Raw genomic sequence first — 26,672 nt, forward strand, 5'->3', positions numbered from 1 at the left:
TCCGGTTTTAGTTCGTGGCCCGTGGCTATTTGTGGACCTTGCTTAACGGAAATTTTGGAGTTGCGTTTCGGAGAGGCTCGGAGGTTAACAGATTTTTCTGTGAGTGCTGAAAATTTTTCGGTTGACCTTTGAGTTGATTGTTTTGCAGGTTTTTCGGGATCGGCAAGTTTTGATGCTGCCCGATCTGTGAAGGTTTATTTGTTGCGCGCTGTTGTGAGGTTAATTGAGTTGAGCGGTTCTGTTTTTAGATTCATGAGGTTGCTGAGGAAGCCGAAGCAAATACGTAAGAGTGCTGAGCCCAAGAGTGATCAGGTTTATGACGTGTTATTGCACATTGGCGCACCTAAAGCAGGGTCATCCGCAATTCAAAAGTTTTGCTTGGGGAATCGCGAAGAATTGGCGGGCGCTGGTTTTTATTATCCCGAGCATTCCCTTGACCCGAATGGAGTTTCCGGTGGTCATGTGCGGCTTGGCGTAGCCTTGCTTCAAGGTGCTGTCGAGGAGGCTCGTGACTTGGTTTCAGAATGGTTGGACGAGGCATCTCGGAGAAATCTCTGCTTGTTGTTGTCTGGTGAGTCTTTTTTTGGTAAGCCTGAATTGTTGCGGGAATTGTTCAGTGACCTGAAGGTGAGGGTGGTTGCTTACTTCCGATCTCCAGTTGAGGCTGTAATTTCGAATTACTGTCAGGTGATTAAAAGGCATAATGCAATTTCGACTCTTGAGGAATACGTTGAGCAACAGTTAGGTACGCAGCTTCACGGTGTTTCCGGTGAAATTTTTAGACGGTGGATTAGTTGCTTTGGCTCGGATAATTTAACGGTTTTTCCTTATAGCAAGAAGGCCTTTTTGGGAAGGAAGATAGAACTCGACTTCCTTAGATTAATAGGAGTCCCCGAAGATATATTTCCAAGTTTTCGCCTTGAAGAGCGCCGGATTAATTCTAGTTACGTAGGCTCTGCACTTGAGATGAAAAGGTTGCTGAATTACGTTTTGCCAAAGGAGCATCATGATCTGGCGCATAAGATAGACTGGGCCCTTCAGAAATATTCTGATGATTCTCTAAGTGAAGAAGGTTGTGGTTTTACGTTGTCTGAATCTCAGTTTGACGCACTTCTGGATAAGTTTCGAGGGACAAATAGCTACATGAAAGAAAGCGTCTTAGAATTTTGCCCGGAGGGCTTTTTTGAATCACGTTGTGGTATTAGTGTTCAATCAGAGTCTTCGTATTCCAATCCACTTGAGGCCTTGGTCTCTGTCGCGAGTTATGTGCTTGGACACGAAGAGTTTTCGGCAAGGTTGAGGCCTCTGGTGGCGGCGGAGGTCTCGAGAGTAAATTATAGTAGTTACTCGTTGTATAAGTTAGCTGACCTGCTGGGTGTTCCGTTTTCCGTGCCCAAGATAGGCGCAGGGAGCCTGACTCGTCGGCAGGTGAGTATTTGTATTTCGGATGATTCTGGAAAGGCCGATATCCTTCGTGAGTTGGCTTTGTTTTCTGAGCGTATAGGACGGATCGATGATGCGCGACAGTTTATTGATGTTGCCCGTCGATTGCGGCCTGCCGGCAAAGGTATAGCCAAAATTCACGATCGGGTTTTTTCAATTTGCGATCAGTATTCCGTAAATTGAATTTTATTTCGTGTTTCGTACTCCGTTATCGTACTCGTTTCAAAGCGTTGAGTTTTTTTGTTGTTCGTTAAAGAATTAGCTTTATGTTGTTTGGGTTTTTGAGGAATTTGTTTCGAGCCCGATTTTTGAATCGGCTGCACCCTAGCGGTGGCATTGAAGCCCTGCTGCCTGCTGCTCGAGAGATGCTGGGTAAGGATGGTAATTCTAGTTTTCACTGGGAAGCTAAAGGTGAAGAAGCCCAATTTTGTGTGATTGGTAGTCAGTTGTTGGCAGGTTGGTACATGCTCGAGCTTGAATTAGAGCATGATCAGGGAGTTTGTGATTCTAATATTTCCTTCGATTTTGGTGGTAACTTAGGATCGTCTAAGACTGTACTTGTTCCTGTGAAATCTGGGAGGGTCGCAAAGCGCCTCGTGTTTTTACCTCGCAAGGTCGTGGCGACTCGATTTTCGCCAATGCAGTCTGTGGGGCAATTCACCGTGTCGCATTTTGATTTGATTCGCCTAGCTCCTTGGTTTGCCTATGATCGTTTGGCGCAGCGTCTCGTAAATATGAGTCGTCACTACCGAGGCCGACACAAAACAGAAGTTGTAAATTTGATTCGCAGTAGTGCAAGAGATGAAACGCAACAATGGCGCTTGCTGCTGGCGCATTATGATGACACCTTTGTCCGGTTAAGAAGTGGCCGGGACTATCTTGACTGGATCGAGAACGTAGAGCGGTTACAGCGGAATGTGCTGCAGTGCGAGTCAATTCCCGCAGGGCCACTGATTTCGTTGTTATTGCCTACCTTCAATTCAGATGTAAGCTATCTCCGTGATTGTATTGAATCTGTAATTCGACAATCATATCGTCGGTGGGAGCTTTGTATCGCGGACGACTGCTCTTCCGACCCTGAGGTATTTAGTTGCCTGAGGTCGTATGTAGAGAAGGATAACCGTATTCGGCTCGTAGAGCGGATAGAGAATGGTCATATTTCGGCGGCCAGTAACAGCGCTCTTGAGTTAGCCAGTGGTGAGTACGTTGCTCTTTTGGATCATGACGATCTTCTGGCACCTTTCGCATTGCACTGTGTCGTCAGTGAAATATTAGTAAATCCTGGCGCGCAGTTGTTGTACAGTGATGAAGACAAGGTCAGTGAAAGTGGGGAGCGTTTCGAGCCTCATTTCAAGCCTGCTTGGAATCCTGACCTACTCTTGTCACAAAACTATATCTGTCATCTGGCCGTTTTTAGTACGTCACTTGTTCGTCGTGTTGGAGGTTTTCGTTTAGGATTTGAGGGTAGTCAGGACCACGATCTTTTGCTCCGGTGTTTTCCTTATCTGGATTCTAGGAACGTTGTTCACATACCGAGAATTTTATATCACTGGCGGTCTTGCAACGGATCCACGGCGCAGTCGGTAGAAGCCAAGTCATACACGGGAGCGGCAGGTTTGGCTGGCTTAAGGGACCTAGTTAAGTCGAGTATTCCTGGTGCTAAGGCTGAAATGGGGCGATTGCCCAACACCTACAGGATACGTTACCCGATCCCGGTGCCAGAACCTCTTGTTAGTTTGTTGATTCCGACACGTGATGGCTACGAGATACTCAAGCCCTGTTTGGATGCAATTCTCGAGCGCACCAGCTACCCTAATTTCGAGGTCCTGATCTTGGACAACCAGTCCACTTGTCTTAAAACCCTCGAGTATCTAGAACGCATGAGCGCCGATCCTCGCGTGAGCGTGCATCGCTGGAACCACTCATTCAATTACTCGGCCATCAATAACTTTGGTGCTACAAAGGCCCGGGGCGAATTATTGGCTCTGGTCAACAATGATATAGAGCCAATCAATACCGAATGGCTATCAGAAATGGTTTCTCACGCTTGCCGTCCGGAGATCGGTTGTGTTGGTGCCAAGTTGTATTACCCCAATGACACAATCCAACACGGGGGCGTAATCCTAGGTATTGGTGGTGTTGCTGGGCACGCTCATAAGTACTTCGGACGAAATGATTTTGGATACTTTTCGCGGTTAAATTTGGTGCAGAATTTGTCAGCGGTGACAGGTGCATGCTTAGTGATACGAAAGGCGGTGTTCGACCAAGTTGGAGGATTGGAATCTGAAAACTTGGCCATCGCGTTCAATGACGTCGATCTTTGTATGCGAGTTCGCGAGGTTGGCTTCCGAAACCTTTGGACCCCCTTTGCTGAACTCTACCACCATGAGTCTGTCTCTCGAGGTGCTGATGACACGTTGACTAAGCGACTGCGTGCTCAGAAAGAGGCTGAGTATATGCGCAAGCAGTGGGGGCCAAAGCTCGATTCTGATCCTGCTTATAATCCGAACCTTACGCTAATTCATGAAGACTTCTCCTTAGCATGATGCACTTTCACATGAATCTCGAGGCAGCGATTGTTGCAAAGTTATGACGCTTAGCCAGTTTTCGGTCGCCGGCATTTTCTTTTCGATCATAGCCTTTCTGATCTTTACCCGTACCCGGCCGTCTCTGGTTTTCGCGTCGGGTGCAGCTGTTTGTTTTGTAGCGGGACTGGTTCCTGCTGAAGCAGTGTTGCAGAAAGCAGTAAACCCGGGCCTCGTTACACTGATTGCCCTGATGCTTTTATCCGTCGGCCTGGAAAAAGCAAGTTGGCTGAGGTTAGTGTCCGATCGCCTCATAAACGGTTCTCTGAACGGTAGCCTGATGCGGCTCACGGCGGCAACGGCTCTTAGCTCGGCCTTTCTGAACAATACGGCGGTGGTTGCTGCGCTGGCTTCTGGTGTTAAAAAGCAGCGCCGCTACCCTGCGGGAAAGCTGCTGATTCCCCTCTCCTATGCCGCCATTCTCGGGGGCACGCTCACCTTAATCGGTACCTCCACCAACCTCATTGTGAACAGCTTCGTGCTGGATCGCGGCGAGCCGGGGCTGGACTTCTTTGTCTTTCTGCCGGTAGGGCTGGCGGTATTGGCAGTGGGTCTGGTGGTACTGTTGCTGTGCAATCGCCTGCTGCCCGAAGGCCGCGGTGTACAGGAGGCGATCACCGAATACCTGCTGGAGGCCGAGGTGGAGGAGGACTCTCCGCTCGATAGTAAAACCGTAGAGCAGAACGGGCTGCGGCAGCTGGAGACACTGTACCTAGTGGAGATCGTACGCGGCCGGCGCACCATCAGTCCGGTGGCGCCGACGGAGATCGTCAAATCCGGCGACAAGCTGATTTTCAGTGGCGATGTGCGGGATATTGGCCGTTTGCAGGATATTCCCGGTTTGCACCAGTTTGCGCTGGAAGACGAGCGGCTCGAGCTGGATATGATTGAGGTGGTACTAACCCCGAGTTCCAGCATTGTTGGGGAGACCCTGAAAAGCTGCCAGTTCCGTACCCGCTTTGATGCGGCTGTTGTAGCCATGCGTCGCGGTGGTGACCGTCTGTCGGGCAAGCTGGGAGAAAAACGATTGCAGGCCGGGGATGCCCTTTTGCTGGCGGTGGGACCGGACTTCAAGCATCACCGCAATATCGACAAGAATTTTTATGTGGTCAGCGGCAACGCGGTACAGCGCGAGCTCTCCCGCCGTGACAGCTGGCTGCTGGGCCTCGGGTTCATCGGCATGGTGGCCGGTGCCGCCATGGGGTATTTTTCCCTGTTGAAGGGGTTGGTGCTGTTATTGGGTGGGATGATCGCGCTGGGTATTGTCAGCACCACCGAGTTACAGCGCCGCTTCCCGTTCCAGATCTGGCTGATTATCGCCAGCGCCCTGGTACTGGCTGAGGCTTTTTCCGGGAGCGGTTTGGCAACCGCGCTAGCGGAAGGATTACGCGGGTTGGTGCAGGGGGGCGGCCCTTACCTTGCACTGGTCGGGGTGTTCTTTTTAACCCTGGCGCTCACCGAGCTGATGACCAACAATGCCGCCGCGGCATTGGCGTTTCCCCTGGCCTGGAGCCTGGCGGAGAGCTTCGGCGTAAGCTGGATGCCGTTCGTGATGGCGGTGGCCTATGGGGCCAGCGCCAGCTTCCTCACCCCATTTGGCTACCAGACTAACCTGATGGTGCAGAACCTGGGTGGATACCACCTGCGGGATTTCGTGCGCGCCGGGCTTCCGTTGACGTTCGCCTACTCAATCACTGTTTTGATAATGTTGCCGCTGGTCTTCCCGTTTTCTGCCTAAGCGCCTTGCATCAGGCTGCCTTGTGGGGGGCTGTGTCGGTTTCAACTCTTAACTTCAGTCCTAGGGCGTGAATTACTTTAGTAAAACTGGACAGCTTTGGGTTTCCGCTTGCTGACAGCATTTTGTACATACTTTCACGGCCCAGATGGGAGCGGTTTGCCAGGCCGGTAATACCATCTTCCTGTGCTTCCGCAATATTACGTAACGCCATCAGGATCTCGGCCGCATTCCCTTCTTCCAGCGCTTCGCTCAGGTATTCTGCCGCGACTTCAGGGTTGCGCAGGTGCTCATTGTGTGTCGCTCTGACATTACGCGCCATCCGGGTGCCTCCGCTTGTGTTCTTGCCAGTAGATTTTTGCCTGCTGGATATCACTTGATTGCGTGGACTTGTCGCCACCACAGAGCAGCAGGTAGATCTGCTGCCCTTCCTTGCCATAATACACACGATAGCCAGGGCCATAGTGGATTCTCAGCTCGCTGAGTCCGGCGCCGATCGGTTGAGAATCACCGAACAATCCCAACTCCATACGATCGACCTGCATGATGACCTTCGCTTTCGCTTTTGGGTCACGCAACTCCCTTAGCCAGTCGGCATAAGGGCTCTTACCGTGTTCGTCGGTGTATTCATTGATCGTGTTTGTCATGTCCACCTAACCTGAAGTGTATCCTGAAGGATACTAATTGCAAGTATTTTCTTGGCTGGCCCGCTATAAAGCACGGGTGACTGATTGGTCCCACTTTGCCAGCGTATTCCAGGTGTGAAGGTGTGGTCAGTGGCATTTCTTCTTCTGCCACCTCCTGATCAGAATTTGCGCGGTGCGATTGAGTGCGATCTTCCACGTCGGGTGGTATCAACCCACCCAGCGCTGGTTGCCATTCCCGAAGGTGCTGCTGAAGAATCCGGGCAGGTTGCGGGCGTAGCCGCTGTTCACTTTTATTTTGTCGCGCACCACCAGATAACCCGCAACCAGTGTCGCGGCACTCCAGCCTACGGTGTCGGCGTTCACGGCCTGAGCAAAACTCTTCAGGATATCTTCGGCACCCAGGGTGCCGGCGGCACCGCTCAGGGTGACAGCGCCGATAAAACCTCCACCTTTGCCGAGCGCCGCGCTGCGGGCGTCCGGGTTGTGAAATACATCGCCGGGATTGATGTTGGTGTCCAGGTAATCGAAGCCCACTTTCTTACTCAATGCTTCCAGTTTTCCCCGGCCTGTGTCCTTGCCGCGGGGGTTAGAGAAAAAGATGCTTTGCAGCTTGAGGTTTTCGCGCAATTCTTTTTCTCGCGCGGGTGCGACAGGCGCGGGGGAAAGGCGGTTTTCCAGCACCTGCATAGCGCGGACAAAGGTGGTTGCGCCTTCGCCATGCACCAGCCAGTTTACCCGGGCGCCGACTGCGAGGGCCTGTTGTACCAGGGACACCAGATGGTCTCTCTGACGGTCGCTTTTGTGGTTGCCGTTTTGCCAGTAGAGGGAGTAGTGGTTGTTTGGGCGGTGAATCTCGTGTTCTTTTACTCCGGCTCGGTAGGCATTGCTGATGTGATTGATCAGCAGACTGCCAGCGTCTTCCTTGCTGTCGAACTTGCCACTTACTGCGGCATAGTGGGAGTTGTTCCAGCGGTGGGATAGGGCCATCTTGGTTTTCGCTTCACCTCGAGTCGTCCACTTGTGGCTACCATCTTTATTTTCTAAGCGCCGCACCTCATAGAGTCCCGTGATTTGTTGGCCTCGCTCTGGCTTGTAGTCACTGTTAACTTCGAGGCCAATAATCAGTACATCGCCGTCACCGTCCAGTTCGTAGTGGATAGCTGCCCCATCGAAGACCAGCTTTTCGCTTCGGAGTTTACGCCCTACAGCAATACCACTGAGAGAGTAAACAGCTCTGGCGACGCTGGTCAGGTAGTAATTACCTTGCTGATCGCGCAAGATCTTTTGCCAGTTCTTTTGCTGGGTGTGCAGGATATATACTCTACGGCTGACGTTATGGCTGTCTCGACCGATGATCAGCTTCCATGTTTTGGTTTCACCTTGCATGACGGTTCCTTGTCTTTGATGTAATGGGAAAAGTTGATTAGGGGGTCAGGGGCGGTGGTGGGCTGCCGGGCTTGAGGATCACGATATGATCCTCGCCCGTGTCTTCGTCACCGTCGCGCCATTCCGGGTAAATCCAGGGTTCCGGCTCGCGGTTTCTGTTGATCGGGGCGCTAGGCCACTTGCGCTTGGCCTCCGCTAATTTTCTTTTTGCTGTTGGCCCCAGCTCCAGGATTGCCGAACTGAGCACCCTGCTAGTCAGCGCATTCATGTGTTTCAGGCAGATTTCTATCGGGGCGTAGCCAAGGTAGCTGTAACCGAAATTCAGGTAGTAGTGATCGTCCAGCGGGGTGCGCAGGCAACCGCCCCGGTAGGTGTGCATAAATTCCGGTGGCGGGTTCGGGTTGTTGGAGTAGTCGGGCTGGTATTCATAGTAGAGCCAGGGGGAGCCGGACTCTCTGGTATCCATTTTCCAGTTGATTGGCGAGCGGAATTTGCCCATATCGGGTTGTGCTGGCCCAGTGAACCACAGAGTGCGCATGGCCATCTGTTCGAAGTGATTGGGGTTGAACGCGCTCATGCCCTCGGGCAGGGAATCGTAACGCGAGATACTGACATCAAATTGGATGTTGCCATATGGTCTGTCGCGCCAAGGCGGGCCGTAAAGCTCCCACCGGCGGTTCAATAAGCTTCGGTATGACTTTCCTTCACGTTGCCATTCCGGTAGCGGACTATCATCGACATACTCCCCGTTGTCATAGATATTCACCCGTTCCGGCGGCTCTTTGCCGGCAAATCCCTGGTAGTTGGAATGCGGCGGCATCAACATGGTCAGCTTGCTGCCGGATAAATCGATCTCGATTTTTTCCGGGAGGTTGAGGCCGGGAATGTAGGGGTGCTTGCGGGAGGCGAAGAGTCTTTTCAGCATGGGCTTCCAGGGCCGTCCTTGGGCCAGCGATATTCCATTTAATATGTGTGGAAATGCTACCGGGGAGGCCGAGTGGATTCAACGGAGTAGGGTGCAAATTGGAGTCTTTTCTGAAAGAAAAGCAGGCACCTTCGTGCAACTTGGACGGTCTGATTTCACCGTGAAGGTGGCGGTGCGAGTTATATGCCCACTTTCTACTTTTGGGAGTATAACTTTGGAGTTTGACCGGTCAGTGTTGGCCTACACATCTTTAGCCCGGCTGAGTTGTGAGCCCTGTTTGTATCAATTTATATGGAATCCGGGGGCGAAGCAGAGAGCACTTTGGGGATGCTTTTGGCATAATTGCTGCCTATTTACGCCCGACCCGAAGAATTAATAAATTGATAGACAGTGATAATACGCAGATAGTTGCTGCCTCCCCTGCACAGGCAGCGCACTGGATCGTGGTCGAGGAAAACGCCAACCCGTCTTCCGACTATTTCGTGCTGCCTTTCCTGCACGCACAGGGCCATTCCGTTGAGCGCCGCGGGTTTGCGGAGCTGCCGGAACCCGGCGCGCTTCGCGGTGCCCAGGTGCTGTTCGTCCGCTATATCCCCAATGCATGGCGCCGCCTGATTACTGCCAGCCGCTATGAAATTGCGGGCGTGCACTTGTTTATGGACGACGACCTGTTCAGCTGGTCTTCCTTTGCCCGTATGCCGTTGCGCTATCAATGGAAGCTGTTGCGCCTGAGCTGGCGGCATCAGTCGTGGTTGCGTGCAATGGGTGCGAAGCTGCTGGTGTCTACCCCGTATCTTCAACAGCGTTATTCCGAGTGGCAGCCGCAGTTGCTGGCACCACAGGTCCCTGCGGCATTACTGCCGTTGCTGGAGCGGGAAGATGTGGACTTCTCTGACTCTGCGCCGATTACCGTGTTCTATCACGGCTCTGCCTCCCACGGTGCGGATCTCAAATGGCTGCGCTCGGTAATTGAGCGGGTATTGGCCGCAGACGAGCGCATTGTGTTCGAAGTGATCGGCAACAGCAGCGTTAACCGTTTATTCAAGGGGTTACCCCGTGTGCAGGTATTGCACCCAATGAAGTGGGATTCTTATCAGTCACTGCTTCGGCGCCCCGGCCGCAGTATCGGCTTGGCGCCGCTATTGAATAGCCCATTTAACCGCGCCCGCGCCCACACCAAATTTCTGGACATTACTCTGGCCGGGGCCGTGGGTATATACGCGGCCGGGCCTGTGTATGGGGAGGTGGTGCGCCACCGGGAAAATGGTTTGCTATTACCAATGGATCAGGGGACTTGGGCGGACGCAATCCTGCAGCTGGCCGCGGACCGAAGTGTTCGCAAGCAGATGTTGAATGAGGCTCGCACGTGTCTGTAGTCGGTTACTGTGTCCGCGGCCTGAAGCGGATTCCCTATCTTGACGCCCTGTTGGAGGCATCCAGCTACTGGTTTGCCTGGCGTCCGGCTCAGGGAACAACCCATATCGCCGGCTGGGGGCGCAAGCCCACGGCGGCACGCGCGCGCAAGATTGCCGCCGAGACCGGATTGCCGTTTGTCAGCCTGGAAGATGGCTTTCTGCGCTCCTATGGGCTGGGTGTGCAGGGTGCACCGCTGCACAGCTTGATCGTTGATCACACTGGCATTTACTACGACGCGACCGCGCCGAGTGACCTGGAGAACCTGATCCTTGCGGCAGATTTCTCGGGCGAAGAGCTGGCGCGTGCCCGCAACGGTATCGAGCTACTGCGAGAGCACCGCCTGTCGAAATACAACTGTGCTCCGGATACCCCCGTCATCTGGCCGGATGAGCGCCCCCGAGTACTGGTCGTTGACCAGACCTTTGGCGATGCGGCGATCACCTACGGTGGTGCCGATGCGTCGAGTTTTACCCGCATGTTGAAAGCGGCCATTGCCGACAATCCCGGTGCGGAGGTGGTGGTCAAGGTGCACCCGGATGTGATTGCTCGCAAGAAGCGCGGGTATCTGCTGGATGCCGCGCGCTTACATAACTGCCGTGTGTGGTCGGAGGATATTTCTCCCTGGGCGCTATTGGATGCGGTGGACAAAGTCTATGTCGCCACCAGTCAGTTCGGCTTTGACGCGCTGCTGGCCGGCAAGCCGGTGCATTGTTTCGGGCTGCCATTCTTTGCGGGCTGGGGACTGACAGAGGATACGCAGACCTGTGCGCGGCGCGGGCAAAACCGGTCACTGGAGCAGGTGTTCGCCGCTGCCTACCTGCGCTATTGCCGTTATATCAATCCCTACACCGGCAAACGCTGTGAGCTGGAAGATACCATCCGCCTGATTGCCGAGCAGAGGGGCAGGCGCCAGCAAGTGGCCGGGCCCTGGCTGGGGCTTGGTTTTTCTCCCTGGAAGCGGGGCTTTGTACCCGATTTTCTCGGGCGTCCGCAGCGGATGCAGTTTGCCGGGTTAGAGTCTGACGCCGTTGCTAATTGTCCGCAGGGTACTCAGGTTGTGGCCTGGGCCAGCAGTTTGCCAGAGTCGTTGGTGGCGGCCTGTAAAAAAGCGCGGTTGCCACTGTGGCGGTTGGAAGACGGATTCCTGCGCTCGGTGGGCCTGGGATCGGACCTGGTGCGCCCTCTGTCCCTGGTGCTGGATGGGCAGGGTATTTATTACGATGCGTCGCGGCCTTCTGATCTCGAGTCAATTCTGAAGAGCACAGAATTCGATTCTGAGCTGTGCGCCCGAGCGGCAGCGCTGCGGGAGCTGCTGGTTAGCCGGCAGCTGAGCAAGTACAACGTGGGCGGGCAGGCGTCAGAGCTCGCTCTGCCTGAAGATCGCACTGTCATTCTGGTGCCGGGGCAGGTGGAGAGCGATGCATCCATCGCCCACGGCTCCCCATGGCTTAAAAGTAACCGACAGCTGCTGGAGCAGGTGCGCCGGGCAAACCCGGAGGCGCACATCATTTATAAGCCGCACCCGGATGTGCTGGCCGGTGGGCGTGTGGGGGCATTGGCTGGCGACGTTGGCGAGCTGTATGACCAGATGGTTACGGATATCCCGATGCCGACCTTGCTGGCGCGGGTGGACCAAGTGCACACCTTGTGTTCTCTCAGTGGGTTTGAGGCGTTGCTGCGCGGGGTGAAGGTGGTGACCTATGGCCTGCCATTTTATGCAGGCTGGGGCCTGAGCGAGGATCGCCTGCTCAGTGGCGATGATGATGGTAATAAAGGTGCACCGGGCGCGTTGGCTGAACTCGCCGCAGTGCGCCGCTGTCTGCGGGCACGTGGTCGTAAGCGCACACTGGATGAACTGGTGGCGGCGACACTGATTCTGTACCCGACGTATGTGGATCCACAAAGTGGTGACATCGTGGATGTTGAAACTGCGGTGCAAATACTGGATGAAAAAAGGAAAAATGCGGAACAGGTTGGGTGGCGACGCGCGCTTTACCGTATAGTGCGCAATCGGTTTTTCAGGCGCTAATCCAACAACATCACGGTTTCGTCGTACGTGAGCTCAAGATTTATAAAGAAGTTCTATCTATTGCCCAAATGGCTCCTCGAGCTGGTGTCCTGGGGCAAAAGCTTCAAGAACAATCCCATCATCGGTAGTTACTGGCTGAACCGCTTTGGCCTGCATGTGCTGCGCGTCGTATTTGCCCATGGCCTGTTCCGCTTCCGACTGTTGCTGCTGTCACCGCTGGTACCTGCTGAAGACCGGCGCCACTTCCGCAAACACGGCTTTATCCTCAAATATAACTTCCTTCCTGACGCTGAGTTCGACAAGTTGGCGCGTGAATTGCAAAGCTATGAAGGAAATGTGCGGGAGTTTGTCGAGGGCACCACGCTGACCCAGCGGGTGTTCATTACCGGGGCCGAGCGGGGCCGGATGCCCGCAATGCGGGCGCTGGTTGAAAGCCCGCGGCTCGACCGGCTGATGCGTTACTGCTCGTCCAAAAATCGACGGCCGCTGTACTACGTGGAAAACCTCTGTAACCACGCCAATGTAGTACCGCGCCCGGATCCGCAGCGGGATATGCACGCAGATACCTTTCATCCTTGCGTGAAGGGCTGGCTGTACCTTGATGATACCGACAACAGCAACGGGCCCTTTGAGTATGTGCCCGGTTCCCACTGCCTGAGCTGGCGGCGCCTGAAGTGGGAGTACCGGCAGAGCCTGGAGGCCTGTAAGCGCGGCGACGCTCGGGATCCGGCCAGGTACTGGGATGGCTCTTTCAGGGTGAGCGCAGAAGACCTGCAGGAAATGGGTTTTCAGCCGAAAGTGTTTCATGTGCCGGCGAATACGCTGGTGGTGGCGAATGTATATGGCTTTCACCGACGTGGGGAAGCGGCGGAGAAATCCCACCGCATGACGGTGTGGATGCAGGCGCGGGATAACCCGTTCAATCCGCTGTTTACACTGTGGCCAGAGTCCACGGCGCGGGCATTTGAGTGGGGCTGGTCCAAGGTTCTGCAAAAGCTGGATCGCGCCAAGCTGGTCAGTGGCGAGCAGAGGAACTTTGGCGGAAAATTCAGCAGATAGTGCGTATTAGCGGCTCAGTATAGGAAGACAAGTGACTTGTAATTCTGTATGATTCTGCGCCAGTTATGCGCTGTCTTTCACATTTTTTGGCGTATTTTGCTTATTTTTAGGCCGTATTTGGTCGTAAGTACTTAATTGGGGGTGCAGGGGCTACCTGCACACTTGTAGTGGCCCGGGGGGCGGCAATTTTTGTCGTGGGGCTAAGTGGGGATTAATGTCAGGGGTCGTATTCTTGCAGGGGCCGCATGGTCCTTTCTTTGCGCGTTGCGCCCGGTATTTTTCCGCGCGTGGTCTGGAAACACACAAGATCAATTTTAATGGTGGGGACCGCCTGTTTGGGTGGGCCGATCGTCAGTTGAGCTATTCCGGTGGCCAGGCAGGCTGGCCGGAGTACTTTGCCGGTTACCTGCGCCAGCACGATATCCGCGCTGTGGTTGTCTATGGCGACTGCCGTTATTACCACCGCGAAGCCCGCGCCATCTGCGATGAGCAGGGGGTTTCTTTCTGGGCGTTTGAAGAGGGTTACCTCCGCCCGGACTTTGTCACCCTTGAGCAGGGTGGTGTCAATGGCTTTTCTGGCATCGACTGGAGCCCGGAGGCGGTCCAGCGTTACCAGCCGCACGGCCGCAGCGGCAAGGTGCATATCGGGCAGACCTTCTGGCAGCGCGCTTGGTTCGCCATTGCCTATTACGTCACTTCCTGCTTCTTCCGCCGCGAGTTTTCCGGCTACCGCCATCACCGGCCGCGCAACTGCGTGCAGGAAGGTATCTGCTGGCTGAAAAGTTTTTACCGCAAGGGTTTGTACAAGCTGACCCAGCGGAAATACCTCAACGCACTGGTGGAGCGTCACGACGGCGAGTTTTATCTCTACGCGCTGCAGACCCAGGACGATTTCCAGATCCGCGAGCACTCCGCTTACGACAGTATCGAAGACTCCATTGCCGAGGTCGTCCGCTCCTTTGCCCAGGGCGCGGCAGAGAACGAGTTGCTGGTGATCAAACACCACCCGATGGACCGTGGTTTTTGTCACTACGGCAAGCTGATTAACCGGTTAGCGCGAGAGCACAAGGTGTCCGGGCGTATTGTTTACTGCCATGACCTGCACCTGCCAACGCTGTTCAAACACGCCAAGGGGCTGATTACCATCAACAGCACGGTGGGTATTTCCGGACTGCTGCACAAGTTGCCAACCATTACACTTGGTTGCGCGCTCTACAATCAGCGCGGGTTGACGCACCAGGGGGCGCTCAGCGAGTTCTGGCAGTCGGCTCAGCCGGTGGATTCGCAACTTTTCCGCCAGTTCCGCACCTATCTTTACGAACGTACCCAGTTGGACGGCAGCTTCTTCAAGGATATGGACCATGCGGTCGAGCAAGCCTGGTTGCGCATGGCGCCTGTGCTGGTATCCGGTATCGAGCGCCCGCTTCCACAGATTGCGGACGAGGAAGAGTACCTCGCAGCCTGACGAGTCTCCTTTCGATCAAAAAATAAACTGGCAGTCTGCCGCCAAACTGGTAGACTGCGCAGCCTTTTGTCTCCACCGCCAATGCGCGGCCCCGAGCGGGACATCAGATGTATTGGGTAACAGACCTCCTCGCCACAGGCTCCTGTCTCTGAGTTGAATAAGCTTGAAATAGCCGGTGCTATTAATGGGCTTCTTCGCCTTGCCCAGCAATCCTCTGCCGTGCGCTATGGTTACCCTTGCGGGCCACATCGCCCGGCCCGGCCTTTAGATACATTCAAGTGAACTCCAATATGACCGATACTCCCACGGCCACTGGTTTTGACCAGTTGGGCCTGCCCGCTGAAATTCTCGACGCTGTCACCAAGCTTGGCTACGAAACCCCGTCCCCCATCCAGGCGCAGACGATTCCGTCACTGCTGGAAGGCCGCGACGTACTGGGCCAGGCACAGACAGGAACGGGCAAAACAGCGGCATTTGCTTTGCCCCTGCTGGCGAGCCTCGACCTGAAAAGCAAGCGCCCCCAGGCTCTGGTGCTGGCACCAACCCGCGAACTGGCCATCCAGGTGGCCGAGGCCTGCCAGTCCTACGCGGCTAACCTCAAGGGTTTTCACGTTGCACCTATCTACGGTGGCGCGGACTACCGCGGCCAGATCCAGCAACTGAAGCGCGGTGTGCAGCTGGTCGTCGGCACCCCCGGCCGGGTGATGGACCACATGCGAAAGGGCACCCTGGACCTGTCCAACCTCAAGACTCTGGTTCTCGACGAAGCCGACGAAATGCTGCGCATGGGCTTTATCGACGACGTGGAATGGGTACTTGAGCAGATTCCCGATGAGCGCCAGATCGCGCTCTTCTCCGCCACCATGCCCCGCGAGATCGCCAAAATCGCACGCGACCACCTGGACAACCCGGTGGACGTGAAAATCAAGGTGAAAACCAAGACTGCCGATACCATCCGCCAGCGTTACTGGCCGGTGGGCGGCCTGCACAAGATGGACGCGCTGACCCGTATTCTGGAAGCGGAGCCTGTGGATGGCACCATCATTTTCGTGCGCACCAAGAACGCTACTGTGGAGATTGCCGACAAACTCGCCGCGCGCGGTTTTGCCAGTGCTGCGCTGAACGGTGACATGGCGCAGAACCTGCGCGAGCAGGTGATCGACAAGCTGAAAAAAGGCCGGCTGGATATCGTGGTGGCCACCGATGTGGCCGCGCGAGGCCTGGATGTAAAACGCATCAGCCACGTGATTAACTACGACATCCCGTACGATACCGAGGCCTATATCCACCGTATTGGTCGTACCGGCCGCGCCGGGCGCGAGGGTGATGCGATTCTGTTTGTGGCACCGCGTGAGCGCCGTATGCTGCGGATTATCGAGAAGGCCACCAAAAAGCCGATCGAACGCCTCGAACTGCCCACCGCCAAGGCGGTAAATGCGTCGCGTATGGAAAAATTCCGCCAGCGTATTACCGATACTCTGGGAAGCGACAGCGATCTGGCACCCTTCCGCGATCTGGTCGATCAGTTTCTGTCGGAAAACGAGGTGGATCCGCTGGACGTAGCTGCCGCCCTCGCCGCCATGGCCCAGGGCGACCAGCCGCTGTTGCTGGACGAGCGCGAGCCAAAGCAGAAGGAGTTCAAGGATCGCGGCGACCGTTTTGACGATCGAGATGACCGCAAGCGCAACAAGCGAGACAAAAAACCGTTTGATAAACAGAAACACGTTGGTCCGCCCGACGAAGGCAAAGAGCGCTTCCGTATTGAAGTAGGCCGTGACCACGGCGTACGTCCGGGCAGCGTTGTTGGTGCCATCGCCAATGAGGTGGACCTGGATAGCTCCTACATCGGTCGCATCGAGATTTACCCAGACTACACTACTGTGGACTTGCCGGAAGGTATGCCCAAGGAAATCTTCAATCACCTGAAGAAAGTGCGGGTCAACGGTCGACCGATGAACATTGCCAAGTATTCCGAACAGGGCGGAAGCGGTAAGGGCGACAAGCCGTTTACAGCGAAAAAGCGCAAGCCGAAGAAGCCGCGCGATTAAGTCCATACCGTAAAACAAAAAAGGGCGCTTTTCAGCGCCCTTTTTTGTATCCGGAGATTGGTATCTCGCTTACCGGGTTTTTCCAAACGGCAGCATCTGTCGCAGGGTGTTGTCTTTGGTGATCAGGTGGTGCCACAGCGCTCCGCCAATGTGCAGTACCAGCAATACCAGCAATGCATTCCACAAAAATTCCTTGTGCACAAAAGCCAGTTGCTTGGCCAGATCGGTGTTCTTTTCTACAAATGATGGCAGGTCAAACAGCCAGAACAGAGTGGTTTCGCGGCCGGCAAACTGGCGCATTAGCAGGCCGGTCAGGGGCATACCGATCATGACTACGTACATCAGGCTTTGTACCAGAAGCGAAATTGGCTTCTGGAAGCTGCCGCCGTAGAGGCTCGGGCGACCGTGGGTGGCACGGTAATACAGACGGAACATCCCAAGAAATAGTACTGTAAAGCCGAGTGAGAAATGTAACACCATCCACCAGCCACGCATGGGGTCGCCGCGTTCGTAAAACTCGTGTAACTCCACGGAAGCCCAGGCAAACAGGATGAAAAAGGCAATGAGCCAGTGCAGTGTCTTGAGGGCTTTGCTCCAGCTATCGGTCGTGGATGTCATTGGGTGATTCCCCTGTATTGTTTCAATTTCTACGTTATTCATTGTGGGCCTGAGTTTGCTCTGCGGCAGCGCGCACGCCATTCAGGTTGGCAAAGCAGGTATCTCTGGCAGTAGAGAAAAAATCCTGTAGGAAAGCCTGATCCAGCATCTCTTCACGCACTGCCGCGTAGAGCGTACTCCACAGGCCATTTTTCCCCAGTCTAAGCTGTTGTACCAATCCTTTCTGTAAATATTCGTAAAGCGCCCAGTTAGGGAGTGCGCACACACCACGTCCGCTGACCACCAGCTGTACCATCATTACTGTCAGTTCTGCGGTGCGTACGGAGTCCGGCTCGACACCGGCAGGGTCAAGAAAATACTGAAAAATATCCAGTCTCTCCCGCTCCACCGGGTAGGTGATCTGCACTTCGTTTGCCAGCTCCTGTGGCTCCACCCATTTCTTGCTTGCCAGCGCGTGCTTGCGGTTGACCGCCAGGCACATTTCAAAACTAAACAGGGGCTCGTAATGAATGCCCTTGAGGGATTCGTCCGGGTTGCTGGTGACCACCAGATCGAGGTCTCCGCGCACCAGCGCTGGCAGGGGGGCGAAGTGGAAGCCGCTGGATAGATCCAGCTCCACTTCAGGCCAATCGTCCCGATAGGTGTCGAGGGTCGGCATCAACCACTGATAACAGCTGTGGCACTCGATGGCGATATTCAGCCGCCCTGCCTGACCTGAAGCAAGCCGCGCGATATCCCGCTGGGCAACGGCTACTCTCGGCAGTACATCATCCGCCAGCTGCAGCAGGCGCAGCCCGGCGCTGGTAAAGCGCAGTGGACGGGACTTGCGTACAAACAGTGCCTGTTCGTGCCGGTCTTCCATTTCCCGGAACAGGTGGGAGAGGGCGGACTGGGTCAGGTGCAGGCGCTCGGCGGCGCGCACCATGCTGCCGGTTTCGCGCAGTGTGGTCAGTGCCCTAAGATGTCGTAATTCAATCATCTTTATTTATATTCATGTTTTTCGTGAAAAGTATGAAATTGATTGAATATCACGACGCCCTCAGAATCAACCCCGAAATTCATGGCCTGGTGCAGATGGTGCCGGGCGGCAAACGATTTGGGGAAGGGCATGGCGCAAACACATATTCTTGGCTACCCGCGCATCGGTGCGCAGCGCGAGCTGAAACGGGCACAGGAAGCTTATTGGAAAGGGGATATCGACCAGCAGGCACTGCTGGCCGCGGGCTCACAGGTGCGTAGCAAGAACTGGCAGGCGCAGCAGGCCGCAGGCCTTGCGCTGACCACGGTGGGAGATTTTGCCTGGTACGATCAGGTACTGACCCACTCGCTGATGTTCGGTGTTGTGCCCGAGCGTTTCGCGGATGGCGCTGCGGAAAACAAACTCGATCAGTACTTTCGCCTAGCCCGCGGTCGCGCGCCTTCCGGCGAACCGGTAGCCGCCAGTGCGATGACCAAATGGTTTGATACCAATTACCACTACCTTGTGCCGGAATTCAGTGCGGAACAGTCCTTTACCCTCGATGCTGAATGGTTGCTGGCGGAGGTGAGAGAAGCGCAGGGCCTTGGTCATAACGTCAAGCCGGTGGTGATCGGCCCGTTGACCTATTTGTGGCTCGGACGGGGTGTGGACAACGCATTGGATCTGCTGCCGAAACTGCTGCCCTGTTACGTACAGCTATTGGAACAGCTTGCCGGTGCTGCCGCGCAGTGGGTCCAGATTGATGAGCCCATCCTTGGACTGGACTTACCCTCCGAGTGGCGTGATGCCTTTGCGCCCACGTATGATTCTCTGGCAAAAGCCAGCGGTAGCAAGTTGCTGCTTGCCAGCTATTTTTCACCGCTCGAGGAGAATCTTGAACTGGCATTTCGCCTGCCCGTAGACGGTATACATATCGATGCAGTGCGCGCACCGCAGGAAGTGGAGCCGGCAATAGCCGCACTGCGTGACGATCAGGTGCTCTCTGTAGGCGTGGTGAACGGCCGTAATGTCTGGCGCACTGACCTGGCGCATTGGCAACGGGTTTTACAGCCAGTATCTGAAAAACTTGGCGGGCGTCTGTGGCTCTCCGCCAGTTGCTCGTTGCTGCACAGCCCGGTAGACCTGGAAACCGAAACCACAATGGCGGGCGCAGACAAACAGAAATTGGCTTACAGCCGCCAGAAACTGGATGAGTTGAATACTCTAAAGCAGGCTTTTGAGGCGGGTGCCGAACAATTGCCTGAAGTAGAGAAAACGCCGAGCCGCAGCGAGGCAGATGTTCGCGCCGAGCTGGACAACACCTGGCGCGCACAGAAATACCGGGAGCGCGTGCCGGTGCAGCAGGAGCGCTGGCAATTACCAGTTCTGCCCACCACTACGATTGGTTCCTTCCCGCAAACGGATGTGCTGCGCCAGGTGCGTAAACTGTTTCGCAACCAGGAGATTTCTCAGCAGGATTACGACGCGCATTTGCGCGCGGAAATCGCCGAAGCCATCCGCCGCCAGGAAATCCTTGGTCTGGATGTGCTGGTACATGGTGAGGCTGAGCGTAATGACATGGTGGAGTATTTCGGCGAGCTGCTGGATGGATTTATCCACACCGGAAATGGCTGGGTGCAGAGCTACGGCTCCCGCTGCGTAAAACCGCCGATTATTGCCGGCGATATCTCCCGCCCTAACCCAATGACTGTACAGTGGAGCGAGTACGCCCAGAGCCTGAGCAAAAAGCCGGTAAAAGGCATGCTCACCGGCCCAGTCACAATCCTTAACTGGTCTTTCCCTCGCGAAGATATCCCACGGGCTGTGAGCTGCCTGCAGATCGCCAGGGCGCTGCGCGAAGAAGTGCTGGACCTGGAAGCGGCTGGTATCGGTATTATCCAGATCGACGAACCGGCACTGCGCGAGGGCGTACCCCTGCGTGTTTCCGGCCATGAGGATTACTTTGCCTGGGCAGTGGGCTGCTTCCGCTACACCTGCAGTGAGGTGAAAGCGGAAACCCAAATTCATACCCACATGTGTTATTCCAACTTCAACAGCATCATGGACGCGATAGTGGCGCTGGACGCGGATGTCATTACCATCGAGTCCGCCCGTTCCGACCTTCGCCTGTTACAGGCCTTTGCCGGTGAGCAGGGCGGATATCCGAATGAAATCGGTCCGGGTATTTACGATATCCACTCGCCCAATGTACCGGAGCGAAAGGAGCTGGTGGAGCGCACCCGCGAGCTGCTGAAGGTTATTCCAAAAGAGAAACTGTGGATCAATCCGGACTGCGGCCTGAAAACTCGCAACTGGGCAGAGGTGGGATCGGCGTTATTGAATATGGTGGAAGCGGCGCGGACTGTGCGTGCCGAAATCGTCTGATCACGGCGCGACCGGTGGATGCGCTACGCTTGTTTCATCTTCCCTACAGAACAGTCCCGTAGGGTCGGTAAGCGAAGCGCACCTACCTCACTCGTAGGAGCGTGATTAACTTTGCTACCTTTTTACCGTATCGCGATTGGTCTTATTGCGCCGCGATATCGGACGATTTTCCCAGGTTGACCGGTAATGACTCATGAAATGGTTTGATCCCCATTGCCTGGTAAAGTGCATCCGGCCGGTAGAGGTTCTGCCCCTCAATAACCAGCGCCGTACGGCGCAGCGCAGTGATGTCCTCCAGCGGATTACCATCGAGCAATACCAGGTCGGCGTTTTTGCCCACAGAAATTGTGCCGCTAGAATTAAGCGTGCCCACCACTTGTGCAGGAACTACGGTTGCGGTGCGTAACACATCGGCATTGGGTATACCCGCCATGGAGTACAGCTCGAGCTCACGCAACAAAGTGAAGCCGGGCAGGCCATCGGTGCCGGCTACCATGGGCACCTTGTGCTCGTGCAGTTTGCGCATCATGTCCAGCAGGGCTTTGGCAGACAGGTCGTAGTCATGCTGGTGTTCGGGTTTTATGTCGAGCTCCGCTCCTACAAATTGTCTGCGTACGTTGATCGGCAGGTTATCGGCGATACTGGCGTATTCCGGATCCATTTCGCCTGCCCTTCGCTTTAGCATGGAGCTGAATACGGTGGTGGTGGCGTCAACCACTACCCCTTTATCGGAGAGCTTGTCGAGAAAAGCCGCAACTTCCTTGCTTTCGAGGTTCAGCTCATGTGCGTGTTCCCCGACTTCGGTAAAGCGAAGTTTCTTACGGGTGTCTATTGACCCCATAAAGTTGAGGAACAGCATATTGATATGCTGGATCTCGTCAAACCCCGCGTCTACCGCCTCCTCAGCGGTCATAAATGCAGGAATGTGCCCCGACAGGCGCAATCCTTTGTCGTGGATATGCTTTGCAAGTGGAGCTATCCATTCCGGTTCCATCGAGCTATAGGTTTTGATCTGCATATAATCGTGTTCGGCATACCAGTCCACGATTTCCTTGGCGTGTTCCAGGCTGGTGGCCGTTTTTCCGAGACGCATGGCATTTTCGCTTTCACGATCCATAAAACCTGCGCGAAAAACTTTACCTCCGATCACGGCCTCGGATTCATAAAGCTCCTCGATCCGCATGATATTTTCGTGGGTATTGCCAATATCCCGCACATTGATCACGCCCGCCGCCATATTCAAAATCCCATCTTGCAGGGAGAGGTGGCCGTGCATATCCCAAAGGGCGGGAATCATGGTCAGACCGCTGGCGTTGACCTGGGTTATACCGGGGATGCGTATAGGCGCATTGCTGATGCGCGTGATCTTGCCATTTTCTATTAGCAGGTGCTTATTCTTCTGAATACGGCCAGACTCCACGTCGACCAGGTCGGCGTTGCTGATCAATATCGGTTTGTCAGAGCGCAACGTATGTTTACTTGAAAGGTCTTTCAGATATTTATCTGCGGCGCTTACCTGACGTTCTTTCAGTACCTCCAGATGGGATTTGTCCCAGCCTTTACGAAGTATCGCAAACCAGCCGCCGCTATCGTGTGCGAACAAGTTACCTTGCTCATCGTACCAGCCCAGTTCGGGGGTAAAGGAAATCCCAGATACGGCGTACAGGCGCAGGGTTAATTCCGTATCCCCCTCGTTGATTGTAAGCTGATCCAATTCGCTTAGTGTGGCCTGCCCCTGGGGAAGTAGGTCAATTGTTCGATCATCATCTTTCAGCAGTACTTTGACCAGCTGCATGTCGAGACCCAGCGTGGCATTTTTAGGTACGTAAAACTGTGCCGTGGATGATTTTGCACTGCCGTTTTCGTCAGTGCTGTTCCATTTGGCCAAGCCGTTGTCTATCGAGTACTTCTCGGACACCGGGGCACCAAACGGGCTGATACCTTCAATGGTAATTTTTTCAGGGATTTCACCATCGCCGATGGTGAAGGTTTCGTCGAGATTAAGGCGGCGGTTATTCCATCCAAGCTTGAGTTGACCAGTAACCTGATTGCCGTCTCGCTGGATGATCTCGCTTCCGGCGATCCCTTCTTTGTCGTAGAAAACATACTCAAGGGTTTCGGCGTATACGGAGGTGGCGGTACCCAGAAGGGCTACAACGAAGAGCGCGGGAAAAGTAGGGATTTTCACGGTATGAGTCCTTTCGTTTTTATGTGCGGACTCAGAATGAAATCAAATGAAAAGCAAAACAAGCATTGGTGTGCGTAATTTGATTTGGCAAAAAAAATTACGCCACCAATTGTGCCAATTATGACATTAGAGGACGGGAGCTTGTCCGTCTGGAAACTGGCTCAGTAACAGCCCCACGTCATGTTCTCCAAGCGGTCCGCGTGCACAATCGCACTGTCTTCGATACGCACCCCGCCGAACGGCCGCAGTATTTCCACCTTGTCCCAGTTCACCTCATCCGTCAGCTGGGATTCCTTGAGGTCCGCCTGGAGGGCAGGCTCCTACGGTGCTGTCAGTTCCTTGATACGAGTGTTTCCGCCGACAGGATTTGCTTTGCGAGTATCCCCGCGCCGGTCAGGGACGGGTGATCATCGTCGAAATACAGTGTCTGCCCGTCTTTTACCGCGTAGCAATAGGTGCTGTCGCAAAATGTGTCTGCCGGTTTTATGAAGCGGGCATTCTCCGGGTAGCGGGCACGGTCGAAGTGGTCGAGGATGAATTTGTTGCGCTTCTGATAGTAATCCAGCGTGGTACCCCGGATCCGATCAAGCGGCGCATCCTGCCTGTGTGCGTCGTAGATCAGGTCGTGCACCTTGTCGCCGAGCTCGGGGACTGGGTACATCACGAAGACCCGTTCCTTGGTTTTGGACAGCGCGCGCACGGTCTCATCGATGGCGCTCGCTATCGCCCGTGTGGTTGACGAAGCCTGTTGGGCGGGTACCTCGGGGTAGCTGTCGATATTGTCACCCCAGAGCGCCAACGACCAGCGGTGGGCGATGACCACATGGGTAATGTCCGGATTGTCCGCAATGTACGCGACGGCCTCGTCATACCAGCCAGAGCAGCGGCTGAAATCGGCCCCCTGCCCAAAGGACGGCGGGCAGCTGGAGAAGCTGAAGTGCTTGAGCCCCTCTCCGTTTTTTTTCAATTCCTGCGCCAGGGCGTAGGCCAGTTCCACGGTGTGGCTGTCCCCCAGTACGGCCCAGGTTACTTTGGGCGCAAAATAGGCACAGGACGCCTCCGGTGCCTGGTACTCGGAAACGTGGCAGCGGTCGCGATAGGGGCTGGAGTTTGCCATCTGCTGCAGGTCGATAATTTGCTGCGGCAGCATGGCGCCGGCGCCGTTGGTGGCATACACCAGCATACCCAGGGTACCGGGCGCGAGCACAGACCAGGTGGGTTTCGAGATCAGCGCCCGTCTGAACCTTGAGCGTTCGCTGATCTTGAAGGATTCAATATAGCGGTAGCTCAGCCAACCAAACAAAAAAGACAGCGGAAGGCCGACCATCCACCAGTTGTCGAGGTCGAAATGATGGCCGAACACAATGATTGGCCAGTGCCACAGGTAAATGGAATAGGAGTGTTTGCCAATGCGCTGGAATAGCGCGTTGTTGGTTAGCGGGCTATGCTGGCGATGGGCGACGATGACCAGGTAGGCTCCAATAGTTGGGATGGCCGCGAGGTAGCCGGGCCAGGCGGTTTCGCTGTCGATGGCCAAAATCGAGACAGCGATGAGCGCGAACCCGGTGACTTCCAGCGCGATGCTTTTCTTCGGCGAAAAACGGACCGGGAAGGCGAAGGCAAGGCCGCCCAGCATCATTTCCCATGCCCTGGTGGGCAGCAAAAAGTAGGCGGCGTTGGTCCACTGGTAACTTGCGAGGCAGCCGAACAGGAAGGCCACCAGGGTTCCGACTAACAGTAACCATCGCAGCTTGTTGAGTGACAAGAACCGGGAGAGGCTAATCAGGGCCAGCGGGTAGAGGATGTAAAACTGCCACTCAACGGAGAGGGACCAGGTGTGCAGCAACCACTTTTCGTGTGAAGCGACATCGAAGTAACCCGCTTCCTGCCAGTAAACCAAGTTCGAGAAAAAGCCCAGACTCGCGAAGACGTGCTTCCCCAGCACCTCGAAGTCGGTGGGGTACAGAAACACCGCTCCGAAAATCAGAAGCAAGCCACACAGCACCGACAGGGCGGGAATGAGTCGGGCGGCCCGGTCGCGATAAAACTTTGCCAGGCTGAAACTGCCGTTCTCTATGCCCCGGAAAATAATGCCGGTCATTAGAAAACCGGAAATCACAAAAAATATATCGACCCCGGCAAAACCGCCCGGGAGCCATGCGGGATCAAAGTGAAACAGGACTACGGCAAGGACAGCCCAGGCGCGGAGGCCGTTGATATCAAATCGAAAGCTTTTGGGAGCCATTTGTCTGCAGGACCGGTTGCGATGCCGGGGAGGCAAAAGGCGATGATTTTAGCGACAACGGCAAATGTCGTCTAGGAAATAGCCAACACTCTCGGGGGCGCAAAAAGAAAGGCGGCAGCGCACGATGGTTATCGCGCGCTCCAGGGGGAAAGTGCTCTGACTTGTTGGTCAGGGAAATATGCAGGTCAGTAGCAGTCCCGCGTCATGTTCTCCACGCGGTTCGCGTGCACAATCGCGTTGTCTTCAATACGCACCCCGCCGAACGGACGCAGTTTTTCCACCTTGTCCCAGTTCACTTCATCGGCGAGCTGGGATTCTTTCAGCTCCGCCAGCAGGCTCTCGATAAAGTACAGGCCGGGCTCGATGGTAAAGACCTGGTTCTCCTCAATGGTGCGGGTGGTGCGCAGGAAGGGGTATTCACTCGGGGGTGGGGTGGTGCCGCCCTCCGGTGCGGTCTGGTGCCCGCCGACGTCGTGTACCTGGAGTCCGAGGAAGTGACCCAGGCCATGGGGCATGAAGGTGCCGGTAAGGCCAGATTCCACCGCACTTTCCGGCGAGGTTTTAATGACGCCGAATTGTTGCAGTAACTGGCCGACCTTGTGGTGGCAGTCCCGGTGCAGGTCGACGTAGGAGGCGCCCGGCTTGAGACCGGCGACCAGCTCCTGCTCTTTCTCGTGCATTGCGCTGACCAGGTCTGCAAATTCCCCGTCGCGATAGGCGTAGCTGCGGGTGATGTCAGCACAATAACCGTTGCAGTCGGCCCCCGCGTCGATCAGGAAGCTGCGGCGCTCGGCCTCCGGCAGTTGTTCTGTCGACAGGTGGGTGTAATGGAGTATGGCTCCGTGTTCGTTCAGGCCCACGATATTGCCGTAGGGCATGGTGTTCTCACCCTGACCGGCGGATTTCAGGTAGGCGAGGTTGATCTCAAACTCGCTGGCGCCCGCACGGAAGGCTTCCTCCGCTGCCTTGTGCGCACGAACCGCGATACGGTTGGCTTCTCGCAGGCACTCGAATTCATAGGGTGTCTTGTAGGCGCGGTCCCAGTGCAGGCGGTCGATCAGGTGCTGGGGATTGCGCTGGCCGATATCCCAGCCTTCCAGTCTCGCTGTCTCGCCGATGAAGGCTGCGTTTTCACCGCTGAGGAAGGCCTTGGCTTCGTCCGGCTTTGCCAGCAGTTCGATATCGTACTCGTCGCTCCAGAAGGTCTGGGGGGCGGGCGGGACATAGTGCCAAAAATCCACCGGGCGATAGAACAGCAATTTCGGCTTCTGGCCACGGCGGTAAATGACCCAGCTATGAGGGTTATCGGTGACCGGTACCAGGGCTTTGAATTGAGGGTTTACCCGGAACGGGTAGTAATTGTCGTCTAGGAACTGTACCGAGGGAGCGCCGCTGAATACGTTTAGGGTATCGAAGCCACACTGCTCGAGGATCTCGTCGTAGCGTTTGCGCAGGGTGGCCAGGTGTTCACTGAAAAGGTGCTTGTCCATAATTCTCCCGATACTATCCCGGTTTTACCCCGAGGCTGTCTGAAAAATGA

General features: G+C 55.3%; 18 protein-coding genes. 9 read left to right on the plus strand and 9 right to left on the minus strand.

What is annotated here, in order from left to right:
- Nucleotides 1-321 precede the first annotated feature (321 nt).
- From LC059_RS01740 to LC059_RS01750, 3 genes are all read left to right on the plus strand, one after another.
- Nucleotides 322-1,626 (plus strand): hypothetical protein, encoded by a 1,305-nt coding sequence (locus LC059_RS01740; protein WP_226702106.1) that lies wholly within the window; start codon nucleotides 322-324, stop codon nucleotides 1,624-1,626.
- Nucleotides 1,627-1,709: 83 nt separating this feature from the next.
- Nucleotides 1,710-3,989: a glycosyltransferase family 2 protein gene (locus LC059_RS01745; RefSeq protein WP_226702107.1), complete on the plus strand. Its 2,280-nt coding sequence runs from the start codon at nucleotides 1,710-1,712 to the stop codon at nucleotides 3,987-3,989.
- 43 nt (nucleotides 3,990-4,032) lie between these two features.
- A complete protein-coding gene (locus LC059_RS01750) occupies nucleotides 4,033-5,766 on the plus strand; it encodes an SLC13 family permease (protein ID WP_226702108.1) in 1,734 nt (577 codons plus the stop codon).
- 10 nt (nucleotides 5,767-5,776) lie between these two features.
- Here the strand turns inward: LC059_RS01750 and LC059_RS01755 are convergent, their stop codons facing one another.
- From LC059_RS01755 to LC059_RS01770, 4 genes are all read right to left on the minus strand, one after another.
- Complete coding sequence (locus tag LC059_RS01755) at nucleotides 5,777-6,085, minus strand: addiction module antidote protein (protein ID WP_226702109.1); 309 nt, start codon at nucleotides 6,083-6,085, stop codon at nucleotides 5,777-5,779.
- On the minus strand, nucleotides 6,075-6,410 hold the full coding sequence (locus LC059_RS01760; protein ID WP_226702110.1) for a type II toxin-antitoxin system RelE/ParE family toxin: 336 nt from the start codon (nucleotides 6,408-6,410) through the stop codon (nucleotides 6,075-6,077). The genes LC059_RS01755 and LC059_RS01760 overlap by 11 nt, the downstream gene beginning before the upstream one ends.
- Nucleotides 6,411-6,617: 207 nt before the next feature.
- Nucleotides 6,618-7,796 carry a hypothetical protein gene (locus LC059_RS01765; RefSeq protein WP_226702111.1) on the minus strand — a complete coding sequence of 393 codons (1,179 nt, stop codon included), beginning with the start codon at nucleotides 7,794-7,796 and terminating at the stop codon, nucleotides 6,618-6,620.
- Between the two features lie 37 nt (nucleotides 7,797-7,833).
- Entirely contained in the window at nucleotides 7,834-8,721 is an 888-nt protein-coding gene (locus tag LC059_RS01770) for a hypothetical protein (RefSeq protein WP_226702112.1), read from the minus strand.
- A 380-nt stretch (nucleotides 8,722-9,101) separates the two neighbouring features.
- Between LC059_RS01770 and LC059_RS01775 the strand changes: the two genes are divergently transcribed.
- The 5 genes from LC059_RS01775 to LC059_RS01795 all read left to right on the plus strand — a co-directional run bounded on the left by LC059_RS01775 (nucleotide 9,102) and on the right by LC059_RS01795 (nucleotide 16,738).
- Nucleotides 9,102-10,097 carry a glycosyltransferase family 1 protein gene (locus LC059_RS01775; protein WP_226702113.1) on the plus strand — a complete coding sequence of 332 codons (996 nt, stop codon included), beginning with the start codon at nucleotides 9,102-9,104 and terminating at the stop codon, nucleotides 10,095-10,097.
- Entirely contained in the window at nucleotides 10,088-12,166 is a 2,079-nt protein-coding gene (locus LC059_RS01780; RefSeq protein ID WP_226702114.1) for a capsular polysaccharide biosynthesis protein, read from the plus strand. Before LC059_RS01775 ends, LC059_RS01780 begins: the two co-directional genes overlap by 10 nt.
- Before the next feature lie 60 nt (nucleotides 12,167-12,226).
- Nucleotides 12,227-13,225, plus strand: coding sequence for a phytanoyl-CoA dioxygenase family protein (locus LC059_RS01785; protein WP_226702115.1), 999 nt, complete (start codon nucleotides 12,227-12,229; stop codon nucleotides 13,223-13,225).
- Between the two features lie 214 nt (nucleotides 13,226-13,439).
- Nucleotides 13,440-14,690: a capsule biosynthesis protein gene (locus LC059_RS01790; RefSeq protein ID WP_226702116.1), complete on the plus strand. Its 1,251-nt coding sequence runs from the start codon at nucleotides 13,440-13,442 to the stop codon at nucleotides 14,688-14,690.
- Between the two features lie 290 nt (nucleotides 14,691-14,980).
- On the plus strand, nucleotides 14,981-16,738 hold the full coding sequence (locus LC059_RS01795; RefSeq protein ID WP_226702117.1) for a DEAD/DEAH box helicase: 1,758 nt from the start codon (nucleotides 14,981-14,983) through the stop codon (nucleotides 16,736-16,738).
- Between the two features lie 69 nt (nucleotides 16,739-16,807).
- Here the strand turns inward: LC059_RS01795 and LC059_RS01800 are convergent, their stop codons facing one another.
- Both LC059_RS01800 and LC059_RS01805 read right to left on the minus strand, forming a co-directional pair.
- Nucleotides 16,808-17,356, minus strand: a complete 549-nt coding sequence (locus LC059_RS01800) for a cytochrome b (protein ID WP_226702118.1) — start codon at nucleotides 17,354-17,356, stop codon at nucleotides 16,808-16,810.
- 34 nt (nucleotides 17,357-17,390) lie between these two features.
- Nucleotides 17,391-18,335: a LysR family transcriptional regulator gene (locus tag LC059_RS01805; protein ID WP_226702119.1), complete on the minus strand. Its 945-nt coding sequence runs from the start codon at nucleotides 18,333-18,335 to the stop codon at nucleotides 17,391-17,393.
- A gap of 129 nt (nucleotides 18,336-18,464) precedes the next feature.
- On the opposite strand from LC059_RS01805, the gene metE reads away from it, so the two are divergent.
- Entirely contained in the window at nucleotides 18,465-20,699 is a 2,235-nt protein-coding gene (metE, locus tag LC059_RS01810; RefSeq protein WP_226702120.1) for a 5-methyltetrahydropteroyltriglutamate--homocysteine S-methyltransferase, read from the plus strand.
- A 142-nt stretch (nucleotides 20,700-20,841) separates the two neighbouring features.
- On the opposite strand, the gene LC059_RS01815 is transcribed toward metE, so the two are convergent.
- The 3 genes from LC059_RS01815 to pepQ all read right to left on the minus strand — a co-directional run bounded on the left by LC059_RS01815 (nucleotide 20,842) and on the right by pepQ (nucleotide 26,622).
- Complete coding sequence (locus tag LC059_RS01815; RefSeq protein ID WP_226702121.1) at nucleotides 20,842-22,887, minus strand: amidohydrolase family protein; 2,046 nt, start codon at nucleotides 22,885-22,887, stop codon at nucleotides 20,842-20,844.
- Nucleotides 22,888-23,218: 331 nt separating this feature from the next.
- Entirely contained in the window at nucleotides 23,219-25,132 is a 1,914-nt protein-coding gene (locus LC059_RS01820) for an acyltransferase family protein (protein ID WP_226702122.1), read from the minus strand.
- 185 nt (nucleotides 25,133-25,317) lie between these two features.
- Nucleotides 25,318-26,622 (minus strand): Xaa-Pro dipeptidase, encoded by a 1,305-nt coding sequence (pepQ, locus tag LC059_RS01825; protein WP_226702123.1) that lies wholly within the window; start codon nucleotides 26,620-26,622, stop codon nucleotides 25,318-25,320.
- Nucleotides 26,623-26,672 lie beyond the last annotated feature (50 nt).

It is taken from the genome of Microbulbifer elongatus (genome assembly GCF_020524885.1).
Taxonomy (GTDB): domain Bacteria; phylum Pseudomonadota; class Gammaproteobacteria; order Pseudomonadales; family Cellvibrionaceae; genus Microbulbifer; species Microbulbifer elongatus_A.

Excerpts from the sequence above, each read along its gene's own strand:
- LC059_RS01750 (WP_226702108.1), top strand. The coding sequence starts at position 4,033 with ATGACGCTTAGCCAGTTTTCGGTCGCCGGCATTTTCTTTTCGATCATA.
- LC059_RS01790 (WP_226702116.1), top strand. The coding sequence starts at position 13,440 with ATGTCAGGGGTCGTATTCTTGCAGGGGCCGCATGGTCCTTTCTTTGCG.
- LC059_RS01770 (WP_226702112.1), bottom strand. The coding sequence starts at position 8,721 with ATGCTGAAAAGACTCTTCGCCTCCCGCAAGCACCCCTACATTCCCGGC.
- LC059_RS01820 (WP_226702122.1), bottom strand. The coding sequence starts at position 25,132 with ATGGCTCCCAAAAGCTTTCGATTTGATATCAACGGCCTCCGCGCCTGG.
- pepQ (WP_226702123.1), bottom strand. The coding sequence starts at position 26,622 with ATGGACAAGCACCTTTTCAGTGAACACCTGGCCACCCTGCGCAAACGC.
- LC059_RS01795 (WP_226702117.1), top strand. The coding sequence starts at position 14,981 with ATGACCGATACTCCCACGGCCACTGGTTTTGACCAGTTGGGCCTGCCC.
- LC059_RS01765 (WP_226702111.1), bottom strand. The coding sequence starts at position 7,796 with ATGCAAGGTGAAACCAAAACATGGAAGCTGATCATCGGTCGAGACAGC.
- LC059_RS01760 (WP_226702110.1), bottom strand. The coding sequence starts at position 6,410 with ATGACAAACACGATCAATGAATACACCGACGAACACGGTAAGAGCCCT.
- LC059_RS01745 (WP_226702107.1), top strand. The coding sequence starts at position 1,710 with ATGTTGTTTGGGTTTTTGAGGAATTTGTTTCGAGCCCGATTTTTGAAT.
- LC059_RS01805 (WP_226702119.1), bottom strand. The coding sequence starts at position 18,335 with ATGATTGAATTACGACATCTTAGGGCACTGACCACACTGCGCGAAACC.
- LC059_RS01755 (WP_226702109.1), bottom strand. The coding sequence starts at position 6,085 with ATGGCGCGTAATGTCAGAGCGACACACAATGAGCACCTGCGCAACCCT.
- metE (WP_226702120.1), top strand. The coding sequence starts at position 18,465 with ATGGCGCAAACACATATTCTTGGCTACCCGCGCATCGGTGCGCAGCGC.
- LC059_RS01800 (WP_226702118.1), bottom strand. The coding sequence starts at position 17,356 with ATGACATCCACGACCGATAGCTGGAGCAAAGCCCTCAAGACACTGCAC.